The organism is Staphylococcus sp. GDX8P80P, assembly GCF_017893095.1.
GTDB lineage: Bacteria > Bacillota > Bacilli > Staphylococcales > Staphylococcaceae > Staphylococcus > Staphylococcus borealis.
The window spans coordinates 41,826-58,759 of sequence record NZ_JAESMI010000081.1 but is presented as its reverse complement, the minus strand read 5'-3'; the positions used below and the strand labels follow the sequence as shown (position 1 = coordinate 58,759).

Here is a 16,934-nt window from a genome sequence, read left to right as displayed (position 1 = left end):
TAGAATTTCTTAGTGAAATTCTCTTTGTTGGGGCCCCGACTCCCAACTTGCTTTGCTTGTAGAATTTCTTAGTGAAATTCTCTTTGTTGGGGCCCCGCCCGCAAGGGTGACTAGAACTGAGAAAAGCTTGATTTAAGTGCCTTCTCAGTTCAGTCAGCTACTGCGAATTTGCTAAATAGCATTATTATATTATTTTTGTCTCAGACTGTTTTTTATACAATAAAGAAGCCAGTAAATGAATTTGTTAAAACTCATTTACTGGCTATTTTTCTAGGAATTATGTGCCGCTCTCATCTTCATAAGAACTCTATTTATAAGCACTCATTTATATTGATTACAGAATTAGAGATAAGATAAATGTCCAAATACAGATGAAGATTAATAATCCAACACTGTAACGTAATGTCATTTTAAGTAATTCTGATTCTTTACCTACTTCTTTAACAGCAGCAGTCGCGATTGCTATTGATTGAGGTGAAATTAATTTCGCTGCTACACCACCCACTGTATTTGAAGCTACGAGTAATGAACCGCTTGTACCAATTTGTTGTGCAACTGATGCTTGAATTGGTGCGAATAATGAGTTGTTATTAACCACTGATCCAGTCATAAATACACCAATCCATCCTAAGATAGGAGATAATACTGGGAAGACATTTCCAGTTTTAGCAATACCTTGACCCATTGCTGCACTTAAACCACCATATGTAGTGATTTTAGAGATAGCAAGAATGAAACAAATTGTTAATACTGGCAACCATAATTCTTTAAATGTGACACCAAATAAACGTCCTGCATCTCCGAAACTTACTTTCTTAGCCATTAACACTGTGATAATGATTGTGATTAAAATCGCTGTACCTGTTTGTCCAATGAAATTGAAACTTAACATGATTGATTTATTAGCCACTTCACTAAATGTACCTGGTAAAGTGAAGTTAAGCACTAATGCTGATAATTTACCGTTTGGTAAGAATAAGTTTTTAAAGAATGGTGCACTCCAAATCATAACTACAATTGTTAAGATAACGAATGGACTCCATGCATACATAATTTCTTTTGCATTATGGTGTTTCGCCGGCTCAGGTTCCACATCTTTTTGCACTCTGAAAATATGTTTTGGTTGGAATTTTCTTGAGAATAAAGCTAAAGCACCCATTGTTACTAATGGTGGGATGATATCAGCTAATTCAGGTCCGTTGAACACTGTTAATAATCCTTGCAATAATGTATAAGTTACTGATACAACTAAGATAGCTGGTAATGTTTCTTTAACACCTTTTAAACCATCAATGATAAAGATAAGTAAGAATGGTATAAAGAAGTTAATAATTGCTAATGTTAATGTAGATGTTTGTGATACACCCATTGCATGAACGCCACCTGGTAAGTGAAGTGTATCTACCACACCAACTGGAATTCCGATGGCACCAAAAGCACCTGAAGCAGCATTAGCTACTAAACATAACATTGCAGCTTGTAATGGTCTAAATCCTAGTTGAGCAAGTAATAACGCACAAATTGCGATTGGTACACCAAATCCAGCTGCACCTTCTAAAAACGCATTGAACGCAAAACCAATTAATAATAATTGGATACGTTGGTCTTGTGAAATACTTGTAATACTATCTTGAATCGTATTAAATTGTCCAGATTCTTGAGTGATTTTGTAAAGTAATACTGCCATCATGACAATATAACCAATAGGTATAATACCTTGATAGAAACCTTCTACAACGCCACCTGTTGCAATACCAAGTGGTAATTTAAAGAACGGGATGGCAATAAATAATGTAACAACCAAAGTTGTGATTGCAGCGTAAATACCTTTCATTTTAAATACAGTTAAGCATAATAAGAATAGAATAATAGGTACTGCTGCGATTAAGCTAGATAATACCAAATTATCAAATGGATCAAATGTTTGAACTAACATAATTTTGACTCTTCTTTCCTTTAGTTTGTATTAATGAACATTCTAGCGATTTAACAATTGAAATGTGAGCATATTTCTAACTGTTATAAGGTTAATTAGTTTGTCGACAAGTTAATCATGCTAGATTTCACAAATTTAAGTCTTGTGAACTTTTTCACAATAAAAATATACCATCTTTCCACTTAAATGACAATACTATATAGTACTTTTTATAAAATTTTTGTTAAATTTTTAACAAATTAAAAATCCTCTTTTTTCAACAAAATTTCCCAAACTTTTTAATTAATCAATGATGCCATTTTTGTAAATATGAATTTTTCTTAGTCACATGGTAAAATATATTTAAGAAATTTAAGAGTTAAAGGACAATGTATGATGATTAAACAAATAAATATTTCAAATATGCGCCATCTTGCATTACAACTAAACAAAGCGAAATCAGCTGGTTATTCACATTTCATTCCTTATTCAAATGATATTAAAATCAATCATGATATGTTGGAAGCTGTAGCTGCAACACATAATTCAATCGCAGTAGACTATACGTTAAATGACTTATATTTAAATGACTGTCGCTATTTTGGCGATGATACATTAACTTTTTTATCATGGATGAAAAATATCAATCATTACCCTAATATCATTTTCAATATTGAACGTGCTTTATTCCATTTATCTAAATATGATATCCATTCTATTATGGATTTAGCCGTCGTTACTGTTTTGAAAGATGAAATCGATATTGATAATCATGTCGTTTTTAATTTTATTCATGAATGTCCGACAAGTAATGCATTTTGGAACTCCTTAGATACATTTGATATTAAAAAAATTAATCACTTTGATTTAAATAAATTAGCCTATATTCATGGACATCCTATTCCATATTCTAAGTTTAAATATCCGGGTAAAGAAGATGAAATGCGCTTTGTAGATAGTTGGCTTATCACTACTAAATTTAAATTACCCAAATGGATTTATAGAAAGATGCAAAATCATGCATTAAAAAAGCATCGTAATCTAAGCTATGTATATGATAAAGATCCTTCAAAAGTTAAAAATCATGTTGTGTTTTTAGGATTTGATTATGGTTATAGAGGTAACTCTAAATATTTATTCAATTATTTTGTGAAGAGAAACCCTACTACTGAAGCTTATTTCATCACAAATGATCGACGTGGACCATACTTCTTACCTACCGATGCAGAAAATAATAAAGAATTAATAGAAACTGCCAAAATTGTCGTTATTGAAAGTTATATGCCCGATGAATTTAAACCAAATGGCACTGTGATTCAATTATGGCATGGAACACCAATCAAAAAGCTCTTCTTAGATAGCAAAGAACCAGACCAAAATAAAAATATCTACAATTATAAGGCACGTAAATATAATAAATGGCTAAAACAAGACTACCTTTTAACAGATTCCGAGGCAGCTACGGGCTTATTTGAAACGGCATTTCCAAATCAACATACGGAACTGATTTCATATGGTTATCCAAGAATAAGTTATTTATGCCACTATCAAAATGATAAAAATCATCAGAAGAAAATTAAAGATGCCTTAAATGTGGATCGAACAAAGCCAATTTTATTATATGCACCTACGTGGCATGCAGATAAAGATGCTACAGAATTAATGACCATCTCTCCAGAATTATTGGAAGCATACCATGTTATTTTCAAAGGTCATGTTGAAGATGATATGATCCTTCCTGAAGGTGCAATTGAAGCACCAAGTCATATTGAAACACAAGATTTATTATTAATATCGGATGTTGTAATTACCGATTATTCTTCGATTATCTTTGATGCTTTAACGATTGGCAAAAAGGTATGCCTTTATACACCAAACCATGCGGCTTATCAACAAGAACGTGGTGTATATGATGATGTTATGAATAGTTTAGCTAAAGTTTGGTATACGGATGAGGCATTATTGCACAATAATTTAATACATCATTCATTAACTGATATTTCTAACCATCCACTCGTAAACGATAATAATATGTCGTTAAAAAAATTAACGCAATTGATGCGAGATATCATTAATCATAAATAAGTATGATAAGGGAGTGGGACAGAATTCTTTTAAATTCGTCGTCCCACTCCCTTATCTAGTTTCAACAAATGCTATGCTAAACCTTTCTTTCCATGATTAAATCTATATCAACGACATCACCAGTTATAAATTCATGTTGCCCAGTCACTTTGAATCCATGTTTCTTATAAAATGACAATGCTTGTTGATTGTGTTCCCACACACCTAACCAATCTTTACTTTTACTGAGTTCTCGAGCTTTATCGAGTGCCAGTTGGATAAATGTGTGCCCTCTTCCTCCACCTTGATAGGTTTTATAGAAGTAAATCCTTTGAATTTCTAAATAGTCCTCACCCATTGTTTCTGTTTGCGCGTCACCAATATTAAGCTTCAAATATCCAGCAATTTGATTATCTACTTTATAAAAGTAATGAAACGAATTAGGATTATTCAATTCATTTAATAATACAGTTTCGTTATAACTTTTCTTAAAAAATTGTTCGAAATCATCCTCAGTGTATTCACCCTCAAATGTATCGTAAAACGTAGTTTCTGCAATTTGTCTTAAATCACTAACATCTGTACCTTGAATCATCGTTATTTGTTCTGTCATCATTCAATCCCCCTCATTCATCATGAATTACGTATTTTTATTGTATAAATTTTCCCTATAATCGTCTCGCTATTCAATAAATTCGTTTAATTTGTGAACGGCGAAAATTCCTATTGATAATATTTATCAATGAGTATAAAGTAAAGATGATATTATTATATATGATGAGTGAGGTTATAAACATGTTTGTATTAGGAATTACAGGACCAACCAGTTTAGTTGTGATTAGCATCATTGCTTTGATTATATTTGGGCCTAAAAAGTTACCACAATTTGGCCGAGCAATTGGTAGTACTTTGAAAGAATTTAAGTCCGCTGCAGAAAATATAGATACAGATGAAAGTCACGATACGCCCAGTAAAGAATCTAAACAACAACGAGAACATACAAAATAGCAATACGCTTTTAGGACACTTTGATGAATTACGATCTCGTCTCGTCAAAGTGTTTATCGCCTTTATTGTTGCAACAATCATTGTATATATTTCATCACATTGGTGGATGAAACCATTTATACATTATATTAAACGCGCACACGTAACATTACATGCCTTTTCTTTTACAGAAATGATTCAAATTTACATTATGATTATCTTTTTTGTGGCGTTATGTTTAATCATACCCATTGTGTTTTACCAATTGTGGGCGTTTATTGCACCAGGACTTCATGCGTATGAACGTGGCTTTATCATTAAATACAGTTTATGGTGTGCGTTATTATTTATCATTGGAGTTGCTTTTGCGTTTTTTATAGGCTTTCCATTGATTATTAATTTCTCTTTGACATTATCTGCCATTTTAAGCATTGAACCAGTTATTGGATTTAAGGCTTACTTACATGAATTAATACGATGGCTACTCATTTTTGGCATTTTATTTCAACTTCCTACGTTATTTATGGGACTTGCTAAATTTGATTTAATAGATGTAAAAGCACTTAAGCACTATCGTAAGTATATTTATTTTGGTTGCTTTGTAATAGCGAGTATTATCGCACCGCCAGACATCACTTTAAATTTACTCTTAACACTACCACTAATCATCCTGTTTGAGTTTAGTATGCTTATTGCCAGACTATCACATCGCGCCTAAACACAAATAAACCTCAAGCCCTTGATACATACAAGACTTGAGGTTTTATTTGATTATTAATATATCTTAATGATGCTCAGAATTATTTTGTTTGTGCTGACGATTTTTGAAAATGAAGAACACAATCAATATAATGTAGATTAATTGCGCTACAATTGACTCAACATTAGGATAAAATCCTATAAAACCAATTGTAGGTAAGCCTTCAATGCCATGTTGTGGTAATGTTCCTAACAATTGAAGTTTTTGAATACTTACACCAAGCATTTTAAATGCCATTACAAAAATCAAAATCGAAAGCACTCTAAAGATGTAATAAATAGGTATAAGTTTGACTATGAATCTAAATAGTAATGCAAAAATGATCAATATAACAATCGCTAATGCAATACCAATCACGAAATCCATCGTCGTAATGCTACCTATCATACCCATATAGAAAATGATAACTTCTACACCTTCACGCAAAACAGAAATCAAACCAATTGTACCTAACAATACTAGGTTGCCATTACTTATCGCATTTTGGTACATATTTTGAATCATGTCATTCCAACGTTTAGCACTTGAACGTCTATGCATCCAAATACCAACCACATACATTAAAATAACTGCAATAATGCCAAGTGTAGCTTCCATGCCTTCACGTAATAAACCATTATTTCCAAGCGTTTGAATGAAGACTACGGCTAAAGTAATACTTAGAATTAATCCCAATATCGCGCCACCAATAACACTAGCTGTACCTTTATTGTCCTTAACATTGCGTGTCATAGTCGTTAATGTCATAATGACTAACAATACTTCTAATCCTTCACGTAAGAAGATGATCATGACATCTACAAATGTATAGCCTTCTTGACCAACAGTGTCTTTAATATCTTTATTAATATCTTGTAAGCCTTCTTTAACGCGATCTTTATTGCTTTGATCTAAAATACTTTGGTAATAAGGTATCTTATCTTCAATTGTCGTATATAATGTGCCATTTTTAGTTTGAATTTTACCCTCTACATACGGCCAAATTTGAACAAATTTAGATAATGCTGCATCAGTTTGATCTAAGTGATTATCTTCTATCCCTTTAATCGCTTTGTCTAACTCATCATTAAGTTGTGTTACTTTATATTTTCCATTATCTGCGCTAGATTGTTTTTGATCCACTGTATCAATACTTGTTTTGAATGTTGTCCAAGCATTGTCTACTTTTTTAGTATCTAATGGTTCTTTTTGAATCGCAACACGTAACTGCATTAAATTAACTTCAATTTGACCGTATTTACCTTCGTCATAATTTCTGATGGCAGTTTCATGTGTTGTCCAAATTTGATTCAAACTATTATTAATTGATTGTAATTCGGCATCATTTTTATGTTTAATCGCCTTCTTGATTGGTTCATCTTTAGCATCAACTTGTTGCTTTAATGTTTTAATTTCACCGCTAATATCTTTCGTAGAGACTGCTTCTTCATAAGCGATTAATGATTTTGTTAAATCAGAAAGTTTGTCAGCTTTCGCTTCAGTTGAAGATGCTTTATCGACCGCTTCTAATTTTGACTTTACGTCTTTACCTTCTTTGTTATCTTTAATATTTAAAGATTTCACTTTTTCTTTAATATCAGCGAGTGCATTTTGCTTTTCTTGATTGCTCTTACCTTTATCTTCTATCGTTGATTTTGCATCAGTTATCGCCACATACACATCACTGATTTTACTATCATCTGCAGCACTAACTTGATGTAGTGGAACCGTTCTAATAACGGTGAGAATAAGGATTAACACAGCGATTAATTTAATTAAATAAGGTTTCACCGATGTAACCTCCCTTTTTGACACCTGGCAATACAAGGAAGGATGCAGAACCTCGATGTGTAATATATTCATTTAGCTTATCACTATGACCTAAATTATTTTGAATATCTATAAACTGTTGTGTTGATTTTTGGAAACAAATGAACATTAAGCCTGTTTCTAACGCGCCAGTTTTCGCATTTGTTCCATCATTATAATTATAGGCACGACGTTTAATTGATGTTTTAACTTCACGTGCTAGACGCGCGTGCGCATTAGGATCGATAACATATTGGCCACTGCTATCTTTCGCATCTAAATCAATATTGTCGAATTCTTTTTTTCCAGTTAATGGTGCACCTGATGCACGTTTACGACCAAATGTTGCTTCTTGTTCTTCTAATGACGTTCGGTCCCAAGTTTCAATATGAATTTGAATACGACGAATAATACAATATGTACCATTTTTAGCCCATCCATCATCGATAAACACATACTTTTTAAGTTCCTCATTTTTTCGTGGATTCACTGTACCATCTTTAAATGCCATTAAATTCCTTGGTGTTTCTTCAAGCTTTCCAGATACAAAGCCATTCTGAGACCACTTCATTTTAACTACATCTCTAAATGGTCGAATCAAGTTGTGAATTGCATGAAAAGTAACTTGTGGATCGTTTGAACATGCTTGAATCATGATATCGCCATCACTGTACTCATCATCTAACTGGTCATTTGGAAAATGTGGTAAGTCCTTAAATCCTGCTGGGATTTTAGATGACATACCGATTTTCTTTAGAAATGATTTACAAATACCAAACGTTAATGTTAATTTACTAGCCCCTAATCCTATTGATTCGCCAGTATCTACGGGTGGTAATAATTCGTTCTGACTATCTTTAGCAGCTGGCGCACCATCTGTCATGTTTACTGACATTTGCGTCCATTTTTTAAACATATCTTTAATTGCATTTTTATCTTTTGTTTTTAAATCTAATGCGACAAAGTTACAATTTTTTTGAGTTGGCGTTGTGATACCTGCTTGTACACGACCATAAAATTCGAAAGCATCTTTGTCTTCATTCTCAGGTGTATCGAACATCGATTTAAATGAAAGGATACTACCTGCGCCACTAGCACCAATCACAACACCGGCGCCACCTATACCAAGCATTTTTAAGAATGAACGGCGGGAAACTTGGTCATTTTGTTTATCATCTACATTACTCATTCTGTAACCACAGCCATTTTACTTAGTGGTTCACCAAGTGAATTGACAGCATCTGATAATGCTTTTCTATCTTCTTTGGTTACTGCACTATAGTCTTTATAACCGTCGCCATCTTTATACTTATCTAGCAATTGATTAACTTTATCGAAATTCTTTTGAATGTCTGAACTTAATTTTTTATCTTTTTTATCCAATTCTGGTTTGAATAATTCATAGATCTTTTGTGCGCCTTCAATATTTGCTTTGAAATCATATAAATCGGTATGAGAATAAATTTCTTCTTCCCCAGTTATTTTAGAAGTTGAAACTTCATTTAATAAATCAACTGAACCTTGTAGCATTAATTTAGGTGTAATATCTAAAGTATCTGCTTTCGCATCTAATTCTTTAGCATCTTTTAATAATTGATCAGCATCTTTTTTAGTTGTTTCATCTATTTTATTGTCTTGATAAAGTGACTTTTCAATTTTATGATAGCCTGTCCATTGATCTTCTTTTTTCTCTTCTTTCATATCTGCTAAACGCGCATCAATCTTAGGATCTAAATCACCAAAAGCTTCTGCGACAGGTTCTGATCTTTCATAATACATACGCACTTTAGGATATAATGCTTTAGCTTTATCCATATCATCTGCTTTAATTGCCGCAACAAATTTTTCTGTGCCTTCTAAGAATTTATCAAGTTGGCCATCCGTATATTTTTCATATTCTTTGGTAGCCTTTTGTAAAGCAGCTTTGTTCTCACCTTTACTGCTTTGTGACTGCTTGTCTTTGCTACTGTCGTCACTGTGACCATTATTGCCCAAGCAGCTAAAAGTAACGATGATGCGAGTAAAATAGTTGGTAATTTTTTCATTATGTATTCACCTCAATATAGTTTAGGCGATTATCATTTGAAGATGATTCGTGTTGGTAACCTTACGCTATATTTAACACCAACTCACAATCATGGTTATAACGTCTTTTATATTCATATAAACACTTATAATTTTCAATTGATAATCATTATCAAATTTATTATAGATTTACCCCCTTGATGTGTCAACAACAATTCAAATACAATTTTAACTTAAATTTTTTTTATTTTTTAAGTTATTAATCTTTACTCATTTAACTAAGAGAAAGTATAGAACAATTGAGATGCGGGTATTATATACTTATGAAGTTTAATATAAAGGAGTCACATAATATGAAAGAACAATTTAAAGCTTTTATAGTAGATAAAAATGAAGATGGAAGTGTGAAACCTGACTTTACTCAAATAACTATGGATGATTTACCAGAAGGTGACGTCTTAATCAAAGTTCATTATTCTGGAATTAATTATAAGGATGCCTTAGCTACAACAGATAATAATCAAATTTTAAAATCATACCCGATGGTACCTGGTATCGATTTAGCAGGCGTTGTAGTAAAATCAGAGGATCCAACAATTGATGAAGGCGAAGAAGTGATTGTTACAAGCTATGATTTAGGTGTCAATCATTATGGTGGTTTCAGTGAATATGCACGTGTAAAATCCGATTGGGTCGTTCAATTACCTGACAATCTGTCGTTAGAAGAGGCTATGATTTATGGTACCGCAGGTTATACAGCTGGATTAGCAATTGAGAAATTAGAAAAAGCTGGTTTTATGACATTAGAAGGCGGTAAAGTCCTTGTACGTGGGGCATCTGGTGGTGTTGGTGCATTAGCTGTTCTGATGTTATCTAATTTAGGATATCACGTTGTTGCTAGTACTGGTAATAAGCATGCTATAGATAAATTAGAAACCTTGGGGGCAAATGAGATTATTGATCGTATTACACAAAACGATGATAAGCCACTTGGTTCGAGAACTTGGCAAGCTGCCATTGATCCAATCGGCGGAAATGGTACACCTTATGTCACAAAACGTATCAATAATAATGGTGGTGTCGCATTGATTGGGTTAACCGGTGGTGTGTCATTTGATGCAACTGTTTATCCATTTATTTTGAGAGGTGTCAGCCTTGTCGGAATTGATTCTGTATTTACACCTATGAAACTCCGTGAGCGTGTTTGGAGACGTTTAGCGACGGACTTAAAATCTAATCAACTACATGATATTAAGCAAATCATCACATTTTCAGAATTACCAGAAGCGATTGAAACCGTATTAAATCATGACAATTTTGGTCGTATTATCATCGATTTTAATGCATAAAAAACAAACACTAGGACAATCAAGTATGATTTGATTCGTCCTAGTGATTTTCATAATTAAAATACGATATACATACCACCTGATTTTGGCTCTGTTGATGTAAACCCGAATTTTTTATAGAGTTGATCGGCTGGGTAATCCGCAATCAAACTAACGTAAGTCCCCTTTTCAGCGACGGAATGTAAATATGACATAATTTGCTCTAATATGATTCTGCCACAGCCTTGGCCTTGATAGTCTGGATCGACGGCTATATCTACAATTTGAAATGCCGTTCCACCATCACCAATGACTCTGCCCATGCCTATCAGTTGTTGGTCATCATAAATGGTAATATTAAAACAACTATTAGGTAATCCTTTGCGCGCTGCAGCTATTGACTTTGGGCTCATACCTGCCTTAACTCTTAAATGACAATACGCCTCAGCTTCTGGTGCTTCATGAGAATATCTAATCATCGTCTTCCCCCTTGGTTAATTTTATAAATATTGTTTAATAACAGCCTTATTGGATTCTTTAAATACGTCATTATGACTTGAAACATATCCTTCTTTGTATGCATCAGGGTCAATATACGTTTTAGCTAGATTCGCTGCATTTCCAGCATCACTAAAAGCACTTGCGATAAGATGCACTTTAGCATCATGGTGTACGATATCGCCACAAGCAAAGATGCCAGGAATACTCGTTGTTGTATTACCAAACCCTTTAACACGATAGTCATCATACAAATCAAGTTTAGATGTACAATCTGTTAATAGTGGATTCTCATGATCAAAGCCATGACTAATAATAACGTCGTCAAAAGCTCGAGTGATTACTTCACCAGTCTCACTATTCTCAAGTGTCACTTCTTTGATACATTCACATTGATTATCACCAATTAACGCTTTAATTTGTGTTTTAGGCATTAATGTCACATTTAATGATTCAAGGACTTGAATCATCGCTTCGTACCCTTTAATATCTGACTTTCTATAAACTAATGTAATTGAATTGGCGATATTTGCTAAATCTCTTGCCCAGTCTAAAGCCGTGTTACCACCACCAGAAATCAATATATCTTTACCTTTAAATTTAGAAAATGATTGAACAACATAATGTAAATTCGTTAAACGGTACCGTTCAGCATCTTTAATTTGAAGTGGTTTCGGATTAATTATGCCACCACCAACTGCAAATATGACAGATTTTGATTCATAGATGTGTCCACGATCTGTTTCAACTTCAAAATGTCTTTCGGCTATTTTACGTATATCTGTGACACGTTCATTTAAATTCACTTTAGGGTTAAAATGTAATCCTTGGTCGATCAAGTCTTTAATAATCTCAAAGCATGGTTTCGGAGCGACGCCACCAATATCCCAAATAATCTTTTCTGGATAGATTTGCATTTTACCACCTAGTTTATCTTGCACGTCAATAATTCGCACTGACATACCTCGTAGTCCCGCATAGAAACTTGCAAATAACCCAGCAGGTCCGCCTCCAATAATTGTTACATCTTGCATCATTTATCCTCCCAAGATTGTGTCCCTTTTCAAATGATAATAATTATCATTATTTTGCCTATATTATACAATATGTGCATATATTATTGAAGAAAATCATATTTTCAAATCATCGTAACAATACTTTATTTATAAAAAAGACTTTTCATACATAACACTCACGTGCTATTTATATGAAAAGTCTCCCTATTATCAATTAATCTCTTGGTTCTTTTAAGGCGGCTTGTCGAATTAAGAAAAATAATAATAATAATCCGGCTAGCATACCTGTATGACCGATACCGGCAAACCCAGCAAATGCTTCCGGGGAAAAGCTTTTTCCTAATACTTGGAAAGTGCCTTTCGTTACCATCATACCAATCGTTACAATGACACTGATGTTATAAACATAGTAGAACCAGTTAAATAAGTAATAACTACTTAATTTGAATACCTTCTCTAGTGGTATAAGAATTAAAAACATAAACATACCTAAAATAAGTGTATGCGTATGTACAATAGATAATTGTGTATCGCCCGTAAAATCATGTGCTTTTGTCAACTCTCTATAGTAGAACCCACTAATGAGTCCTAAAATCATGTAGACTAAAAACGCATATAATAATCGTCGCATAAATAATGCCTCCCTCACACTAATATTATAATTTATTATCATCAACTTTAAAGTGACAATATATGCAATATTGCGTTACATCATTGTCAGTGCAGTAGCGTTTAGGGAGCGGGACTAGAACAGACAAATTTTAAAGTAACGCGCTTAAGTGTTTAGTTAGTTACTTTAAATTGACTAAGTATCCTTTTGTCCTTGACTCACTTAACATTATTTATTTCTTGAATGTTTAAATAATGCTACTAATGATAATATAATGGCAATAATTGAAACGATCCATAAAGCAATTGAACCACCTGAAGATTGTTGCGCATTAGCAGTATCTTGTGATTTTTCATCTTTCGTTTCTACTGCATTAGCATTCTTTTTAACTTCTAACGTTGGCGCTGGGTGTTCACTATCTTCTTTACCAGTCCATTTGACTTTATCATCATTATCATAAGTTTGAATGGCTTTAAATTCATACTTGCCTTCATCTTTAGGACTAGCTACAACAATTGGGAAATCCATAAATTCATCAGGACCAATCCCTTTACCTTTAGCTGTCCAAGTAATTTTAGTGATATTACCTTTTTTATCTTTATCTATTTTATGTTTATAACCATCCACTGGTTGAATATTAACAACTTGTACTTCTTTTGGAACTTCTAATTCCACTTTTTCAGTATGATCTTTTTGTTCTACTGGCACTCTTACATCTACTTTTTCATAGGATTCAGGATCCACTGCTTTAGGATTCAAAGTGACGTGTGCGTCTGCTACTTTAAAGAAACCTAGTGCAAAAAAGAATATGAAACTTGTCGCTAATAATTTTTTAATCATCTTTTTTCTCCTTTTTATGGAATACTAATTTGACTCATAATTACGCCGATCAAAATAAGCACAATACCAATGACAACTTCTATAATAAGTGAAGATTTATTGACTCTATGACGTTTGTTAAGTGCACGTGTTGTTTGCAATAATCCTAGTATCATCATGATGAACGTACCAATGACTTTAACTAATAAGAATACCGTCCACGTTTGCATATTTGTCCAAATTGATAAAATCTTTGTTTGATCAATAGACATTAACACGCCTGAAATAATGATAATCCCTACTGCTGCAGCATTAACTTTAAACAATATTTCACGTAATAAATCTACAGCGTCTTTCTTACGTGTAAATACTGAAATTAATAAATAACATAGTGCGCCTAACCATAAACTGATGCCTGTTAAATGAAGTGTTCTAAGTATAATTGACCATAATGGCACACTTTGTGACCATGCATGACCTGACATACTCATTGCTAAAATCATAGCAATAGAAATCATCCAATACCATGATTTCTCCATATTTCTTAAGACGAATAAGCCACTTAATACGATTAACGCTATGGCACTTAATATATATGGAAATTGCGTTATCACGCTAGGTTGAAGTGATAATATGTCATCTAGCACATCTGAAGATAATGTCATTAAATAGAGTATAAGCGACATTAAATAGGCCATCATCATGATTAAAGATACTGCAATATGTCTAGGAAAAACATCAAATGTTGATAAATTATTACGACGTGCAATACCATTCAACCAATATAGCCCTACAAGTATGATTGTTGCACCTTCCGCTATGTATCTAAATAGACCAAACCAGAAATCAGGTGTTTCATAAAAGGCTGGAGATGTATCGACACCACTTGCTGTCTTTTCACCTACTGAAAATTCAAATCGATCGCTAATCTCATGCCCATCAGTGGATACGGTATGCCATTCTATTTGCTGTGTACCATGTTGAACTTTATCAGTTGGAAATGAGAGCGTTTTGGAATGTCCCGTTGTAGTAGGATCTATATCGCCTACTTTATCCCCTTTATCATTGTATAATGTGATTCCCGAATATTCAGCATTCACTGGCTCATTAAATGTTAACTCTATAGCATCAGGTTGCTTTGATATCACCCCATTTTGTGGTGGTGTTGTTTTTTCCAAAGTTGCATGCGCAGATGCGACATTTTGAAGTGTTGGAATTAACAATAATAAAAACATCATTACCAATGCCAAAGCTACTTTAGAACTTCGTTGTAAATTCACCATTGCCATCCTCCCATAAAATTTTGCTCATTCACTTATAATAAAATAATGTGTGCTATTTAACAATAATTATTCTAATTTGTCACTTTTTATCCAAAATAAAGACAGGAAATGGCCCGGACATAAAAAATATAATGATGCCATTTTAGAAATTCACAGTAGCTGACTGAACTGAAAAGGCGCTTTAAGCAAGCTTTTCTCACTTCTAGTCATCCTTCCGAGTGGGCCCCAGCAAAGAGAATGTCACTAAGAAATGCCACAAGTAAAGCAAGATGGGAGCGGACGACGAATTTTAAAAGCATTCTGTCCCACTCCCTCCTTATTACTAGACTTCTATTAACTCAAATTTCAAACTAAATCTTCATTATAAATCGTTTTATGCACTTGAATTTATATTGTTAATCTTTTAGTCATTTTATTAATCTTCAATTAAAGATGCTGTATCTACTGTTAATCGATTTCTTAAGGCATACACAATAAACATTGCTAACAAAGCACAAACTGTTTCAGCGATTAATAACGACCAAATGACACCAGCTAATCCAAATAAACTATTTAAAACAAATAGAACTGGAATAATAACTGTCCCTTGTGCGATGGCCATAATCGTAGCACCGCGACCCTGTCCTGTAGCTTGCAACATACCTGTAAATAAGAAACCAATACCATTTAGAAGTAATGATGTCATAGTAACTTTTAAGATAAATGTAGCTAAGACGACAATTTGTGGGTCTGTACTGAACAATTGAACGATGGTATGACCAGCTAAAAGAACGACAGTCATACATACGGCAAATATAACTGCAATAGACATGATGACTACTTTAATTGTATCTTTCATTCTTGTTTTATTCGCTACGAAATTGTACGCGATGAGAGGTACAACACCTTCGGAAAGCCCCATAATAATTAATTCAGGAAATTGAACGAGTCTAAATGAGATACCGTAACTTGCGATGGCATAGTTACCATACGTTGCCAAGAATAAATTCACGACCAAACCTGTTACGCCCATCAAGACAACCATTAAGAATGCAGGTATACCAATTTTAAATATTTCTTGCATCATCGCTTTAGTCGGTTTGGCATGTTTAATATTGAGTGATAACGTTTCATTTTTTCTAGAAAAGTAAACAATGAAAAAGATTGCTGCAACCACGTTTGAAATAGCAGTACCTAATGCTGCACCGACGACATCTAAATGTAATCCAAAAATCAAAATTGGATCTAAGATGATATTTATGCCAACACTTGAAAGCATACCAATCATCGAAATAATTGGTTTACCGATTGCTCTAGCAAATTGCTCTAAAACAAAAAATAAAATAACAAACGGTGTACTTAAAAATTCAATTTTTAAATAGTCACTCGTATAGTTTAACGTTTCACCACTGGCACCAAGTATACTAGCAATTTGGTCCGTAAATGGTAGCGTTATGATAGCAATAACAAGTCCCAATACAAAACTACTATATATTGAGAAGCTACTTACATAATGACTTTTAGTGTAGTCTTTCGCACCAAGTAAACGTGATATGTAAGTCCCGCCTCCTACACCAAATAAATTACCAAATGCCATGAGTACTGCAAATATAGGTAATGTTAAAGATATCGCTGAAATCATGTGGCTATTATCTAAAAAGCCAATAAAGTATACATTTAAGATACCGTAAATCACACTTAATAATGAGCCTATCATCATCGGTAATGAGAAATGCATCATCGCTTTAAATATAGATGCTTTCTCAAAGTAATATAATTGTTCGTCTTTCATTCCCATAATCTCCTTATATTAGATATCTAATAATTAGATATCTAACTATATTTCCAAAATAATTGCTAGC

At 33.3% G+C, this 16,934-nt stretch carries 14 protein-coding genes and 1 pseudogene; 4 read left to right on the top strand and 11 right to left on the bottom strand.

Annotated elements, in window-relative coordinates; genetic code table 11:
• Positions 1-334: 334 nt before the first annotated feature.
• Positions 335-1,936 (bottom strand): L-lactate permease, encoded by a 1,602-nt coding sequence (locus tag KA858_RS08040; RefSeq protein ID WP_210135404.1) that lies wholly within the window; start codon positions 1,934-1,936, stop codon positions 335-337.
• A 375-nt stretch (positions 1,937-2,311) separates the two neighbouring features.
• On the opposite strand from KA858_RS08040, the gene KA858_RS08035 reads away from it, so the two are divergent.
• The gene (locus KA858_RS08035; protein WP_210135403.1) at positions 2,312-4,000 is read left to right on the top strand and encodes a CDP-glycerol glycerophosphotransferase family protein; all 1,689 of its coding nucleotides are present in this window, start codon (positions 2,312-2,314) and stop codon (positions 3,998-4,000) included.
• A 76-nt stretch (positions 4,001-4,076) separates the two neighbouring features.
• Here KA858_RS08035 and KA858_RS08030 read toward each other — a convergent pair whose 3' ends face one another.
• Positions 4,077-4,592: a GNAT family N-acetyltransferase gene (locus tag KA858_RS08030; protein WP_210135402.1), complete on the bottom strand. Its 516-nt coding sequence runs from the start codon at positions 4,590-4,592 to the stop codon at positions 4,077-4,079.
• 161 nt (positions 4,593-4,753) lie between these two features.
• Between KA858_RS08030 and KA858_RS08025 the strand changes: the two genes are divergently transcribed.
• Both KA858_RS08025 and tatC read left to right on the top strand, forming a co-directional pair.
• The gene (locus tag KA858_RS08025) at positions 4,754-4,987 is read left to right on the top strand and encodes a twin-arginine translocase TatA/TatE family subunit (protein ID WP_107629235.1); all 234 of its coding nucleotides are present in this window, start codon (positions 4,754-4,756) and stop codon (positions 4,985-4,987) included.
• Positions 4,929-5,684 carry a twin-arginine translocase subunit TatC gene (gene tatC / locus KA858_RS08020; protein WP_210135401.1) on the top strand — a complete coding sequence of 252 codons (756 nt, stop codon included), beginning with the start codon at positions 4,929-4,931 and terminating at the stop codon, positions 5,682-5,684. The genes KA858_RS08025 and tatC overlap by 59 nt, the downstream gene beginning before the upstream one ends.
• A gap of 66 nt (positions 5,685-5,750) precedes the next feature.
• Here the strand turns inward: tatC and KA858_RS08015 are convergent, their stop codons facing one another.
• The 3 genes and pseudogenes from KA858_RS08015 to efeO form a co-directional block, all read right to left on the bottom strand.
• A complete protein-coding gene (locus tag KA858_RS08015) occupies positions 5,751-7,496 on the bottom strand; it encodes an FTR1 family iron permease (RefSeq protein ID WP_210135400.1) in 1,746 nt (581 codons plus the stop codon).
• Positions 7,477-8,703 carry an iron uptake transporter deferrochelatase/peroxidase subunit gene (gene efeB, locus KA858_RS08010; RefSeq protein WP_210135399.1) on the bottom strand — a complete coding sequence of 409 codons (1,227 nt, stop codon included), beginning with the start codon at positions 8,701-8,703 and terminating at the stop codon, positions 7,477-7,479. The genes KA858_RS08015 and efeB overlap by 20 nt, the downstream gene beginning before the upstream one ends.
• Positions 8,700-9,559 (bottom strand): annotated as a pseudogene (gene efeO, locus KA858_RS08005) (iron uptake system protein EfeO). The gene efeB and the pseudogene efeO overlap by 4 nt, the downstream one beginning before the upstream one ends.
• A 333-nt stretch (positions 9,560-9,892) precedes the next feature.
• Between efeO and KA858_RS08000 the strand changes: the two are divergent.
• Positions 9,893-10,888 (top strand): acrylyl-CoA reductase family protein, encoded by a 996-nt coding sequence (locus KA858_RS08000; protein WP_210135398.1) that lies wholly within the window; start codon positions 9,893-9,895, stop codon positions 10,886-10,888.
• Positions 10,889-10,944: 56 nt separating this feature from the next.
• On the opposite strand, the gene KA858_RS07995 is transcribed toward KA858_RS08000, so the two are convergent.
• The 6 genes from KA858_RS07995 to KA858_RS07970 form a co-directional block, all read right to left on the bottom strand.
• Positions 10,945-11,346 (bottom strand): GNAT family N-acetyltransferase, encoded by a 402-nt coding sequence (locus KA858_RS07995; RefSeq protein ID WP_075108086.1) that lies wholly within the window; start codon positions 11,344-11,346, stop codon positions 10,945-10,947.
• 21 nt (positions 11,347-11,367) lie between these two features.
• A complete protein-coding gene (locus KA858_RS07990; protein WP_053028662.1) occupies positions 11,368-12,399 on the bottom strand; it encodes an NAD(P)/FAD-dependent oxidoreductase in 1,032 nt (343 codons plus the stop codon).
• A gap of 196 nt (positions 12,400-12,595) precedes the next feature.
• Complete coding sequence (locus KA858_RS07985) at positions 12,596-13,012, bottom strand: DUF2871 domain-containing protein (RefSeq protein WP_107629020.1); 417 nt, start codon at positions 13,010-13,012, stop codon at positions 12,596-12,598.
• Between the two features lie 207 nt (positions 13,013-13,219).
• On the bottom strand, positions 13,220-13,831 hold the full coding sequence (locus KA858_RS07980; protein ID WP_210135397.1) for a YcnI family protein: 612 nt from the start codon (positions 13,829-13,831) through the stop codon (positions 13,220-13,222).
• 14 nt (positions 13,832-13,845) lie between these two features.
• Positions 13,846-15,093 carry a copper resistance protein CopC gene (locus KA858_RS07975; protein ID WP_210135396.1) on the bottom strand — a complete coding sequence of 416 codons (1,248 nt, stop codon included), beginning with the start codon at positions 15,091-15,093 and terminating at the stop codon, positions 13,846-13,848.
• Between the two features lie 415 nt (positions 15,094-15,508).
• Positions 15,509-16,864 (bottom strand): MATE family efflux transporter, encoded by a 1,356-nt coding sequence (locus tag KA858_RS07970; protein WP_210135395.1) that lies wholly within the window; start codon positions 16,862-16,864, stop codon positions 15,509-15,511.
• Positions 16,865-16,934: the final 70 nt, after the last annotated feature.

Excerpts from the sequence above, each read along its gene's own strand:
- tatC (WP_210135401.1), top strand. The coding sequence starts at position 4,929 with ATGAAAGTCACGATACGCCCAGTAAAGAATCTAAACAACAACGAGAAC.
- KA858_RS07975 (WP_210135396.1), bottom strand. The coding sequence starts at position 15,093 with ATGGTGAATTTACAACGAAGTTCTAAAGTAGCTTTGGCATTGGTAATG.
- KA858_RS08000 (WP_210135398.1), top strand. The coding sequence starts at position 9,893 with ATGAAAGAACAATTTAAAGCTTTTATAGTAGATAAAAATGAAGATGGA.
- KA858_RS08025 (WP_107629235.1), top strand. The coding sequence starts at position 4,754 with ATGATGAGTGAGGTTATAAACATGTTTGTATTAGGAATTACAGGACCA.
- KA858_RS07995 (WP_075108086.1), bottom strand. The coding sequence starts at position 11,346 with ATGATTAGATATTCTCATGAAGCACCAGAAGCTGAGGCGTATTGTCAT.
- KA858_RS07990 (WP_053028662.1), bottom strand. The coding sequence starts at position 12,399 with ATGCAAGATGTAACAATTATTGGAGGCGGACCTGCTGGGTTATTTGCA.
- efeB (WP_210135399.1), bottom strand. The coding sequence starts at position 8,703 with ATGAGTAATGTAGATGATAAACAAAATGACCAAGTTTCCCGCCGTTCA.
- KA858_RS07980 (WP_210135397.1), bottom strand. The coding sequence starts at position 13,831 with ATGATTAAAAAATTATTAGCGACAAGTTTCATATTCTTTTTTGCACTA.
- KA858_RS08035 (WP_210135403.1), top strand. The coding sequence starts at position 2,312 with ATGATTAAACAAATAAATATTTCAAATATGCGCCATCTTGCATTACAA.
- KA858_RS08040 (WP_210135404.1), bottom strand. The coding sequence starts at position 1,936 with ATGTTAGTTCAAACATTTGATCCATTTGATAATTTGGTATTATCTAGC.
- KA858_RS07985 (WP_107629020.1), bottom strand. The coding sequence starts at position 13,012 with ATGCGACGATTATTATATGCGTTTTTAGTCTACATGATTTTAGGACTC.
- KA858_RS08030 (WP_210135402.1), bottom strand. The coding sequence starts at position 4,592 with ATGACAGAACAAATAACGATGATTCAAGGTACAGATGTTAGTGATTTA.
- KA858_RS07970 (WP_210135395.1), bottom strand. The coding sequence starts at position 16,864 with ATGAAAGACGAACAATTATATTACTTTGAGAAAGCATCTATATTTAAA.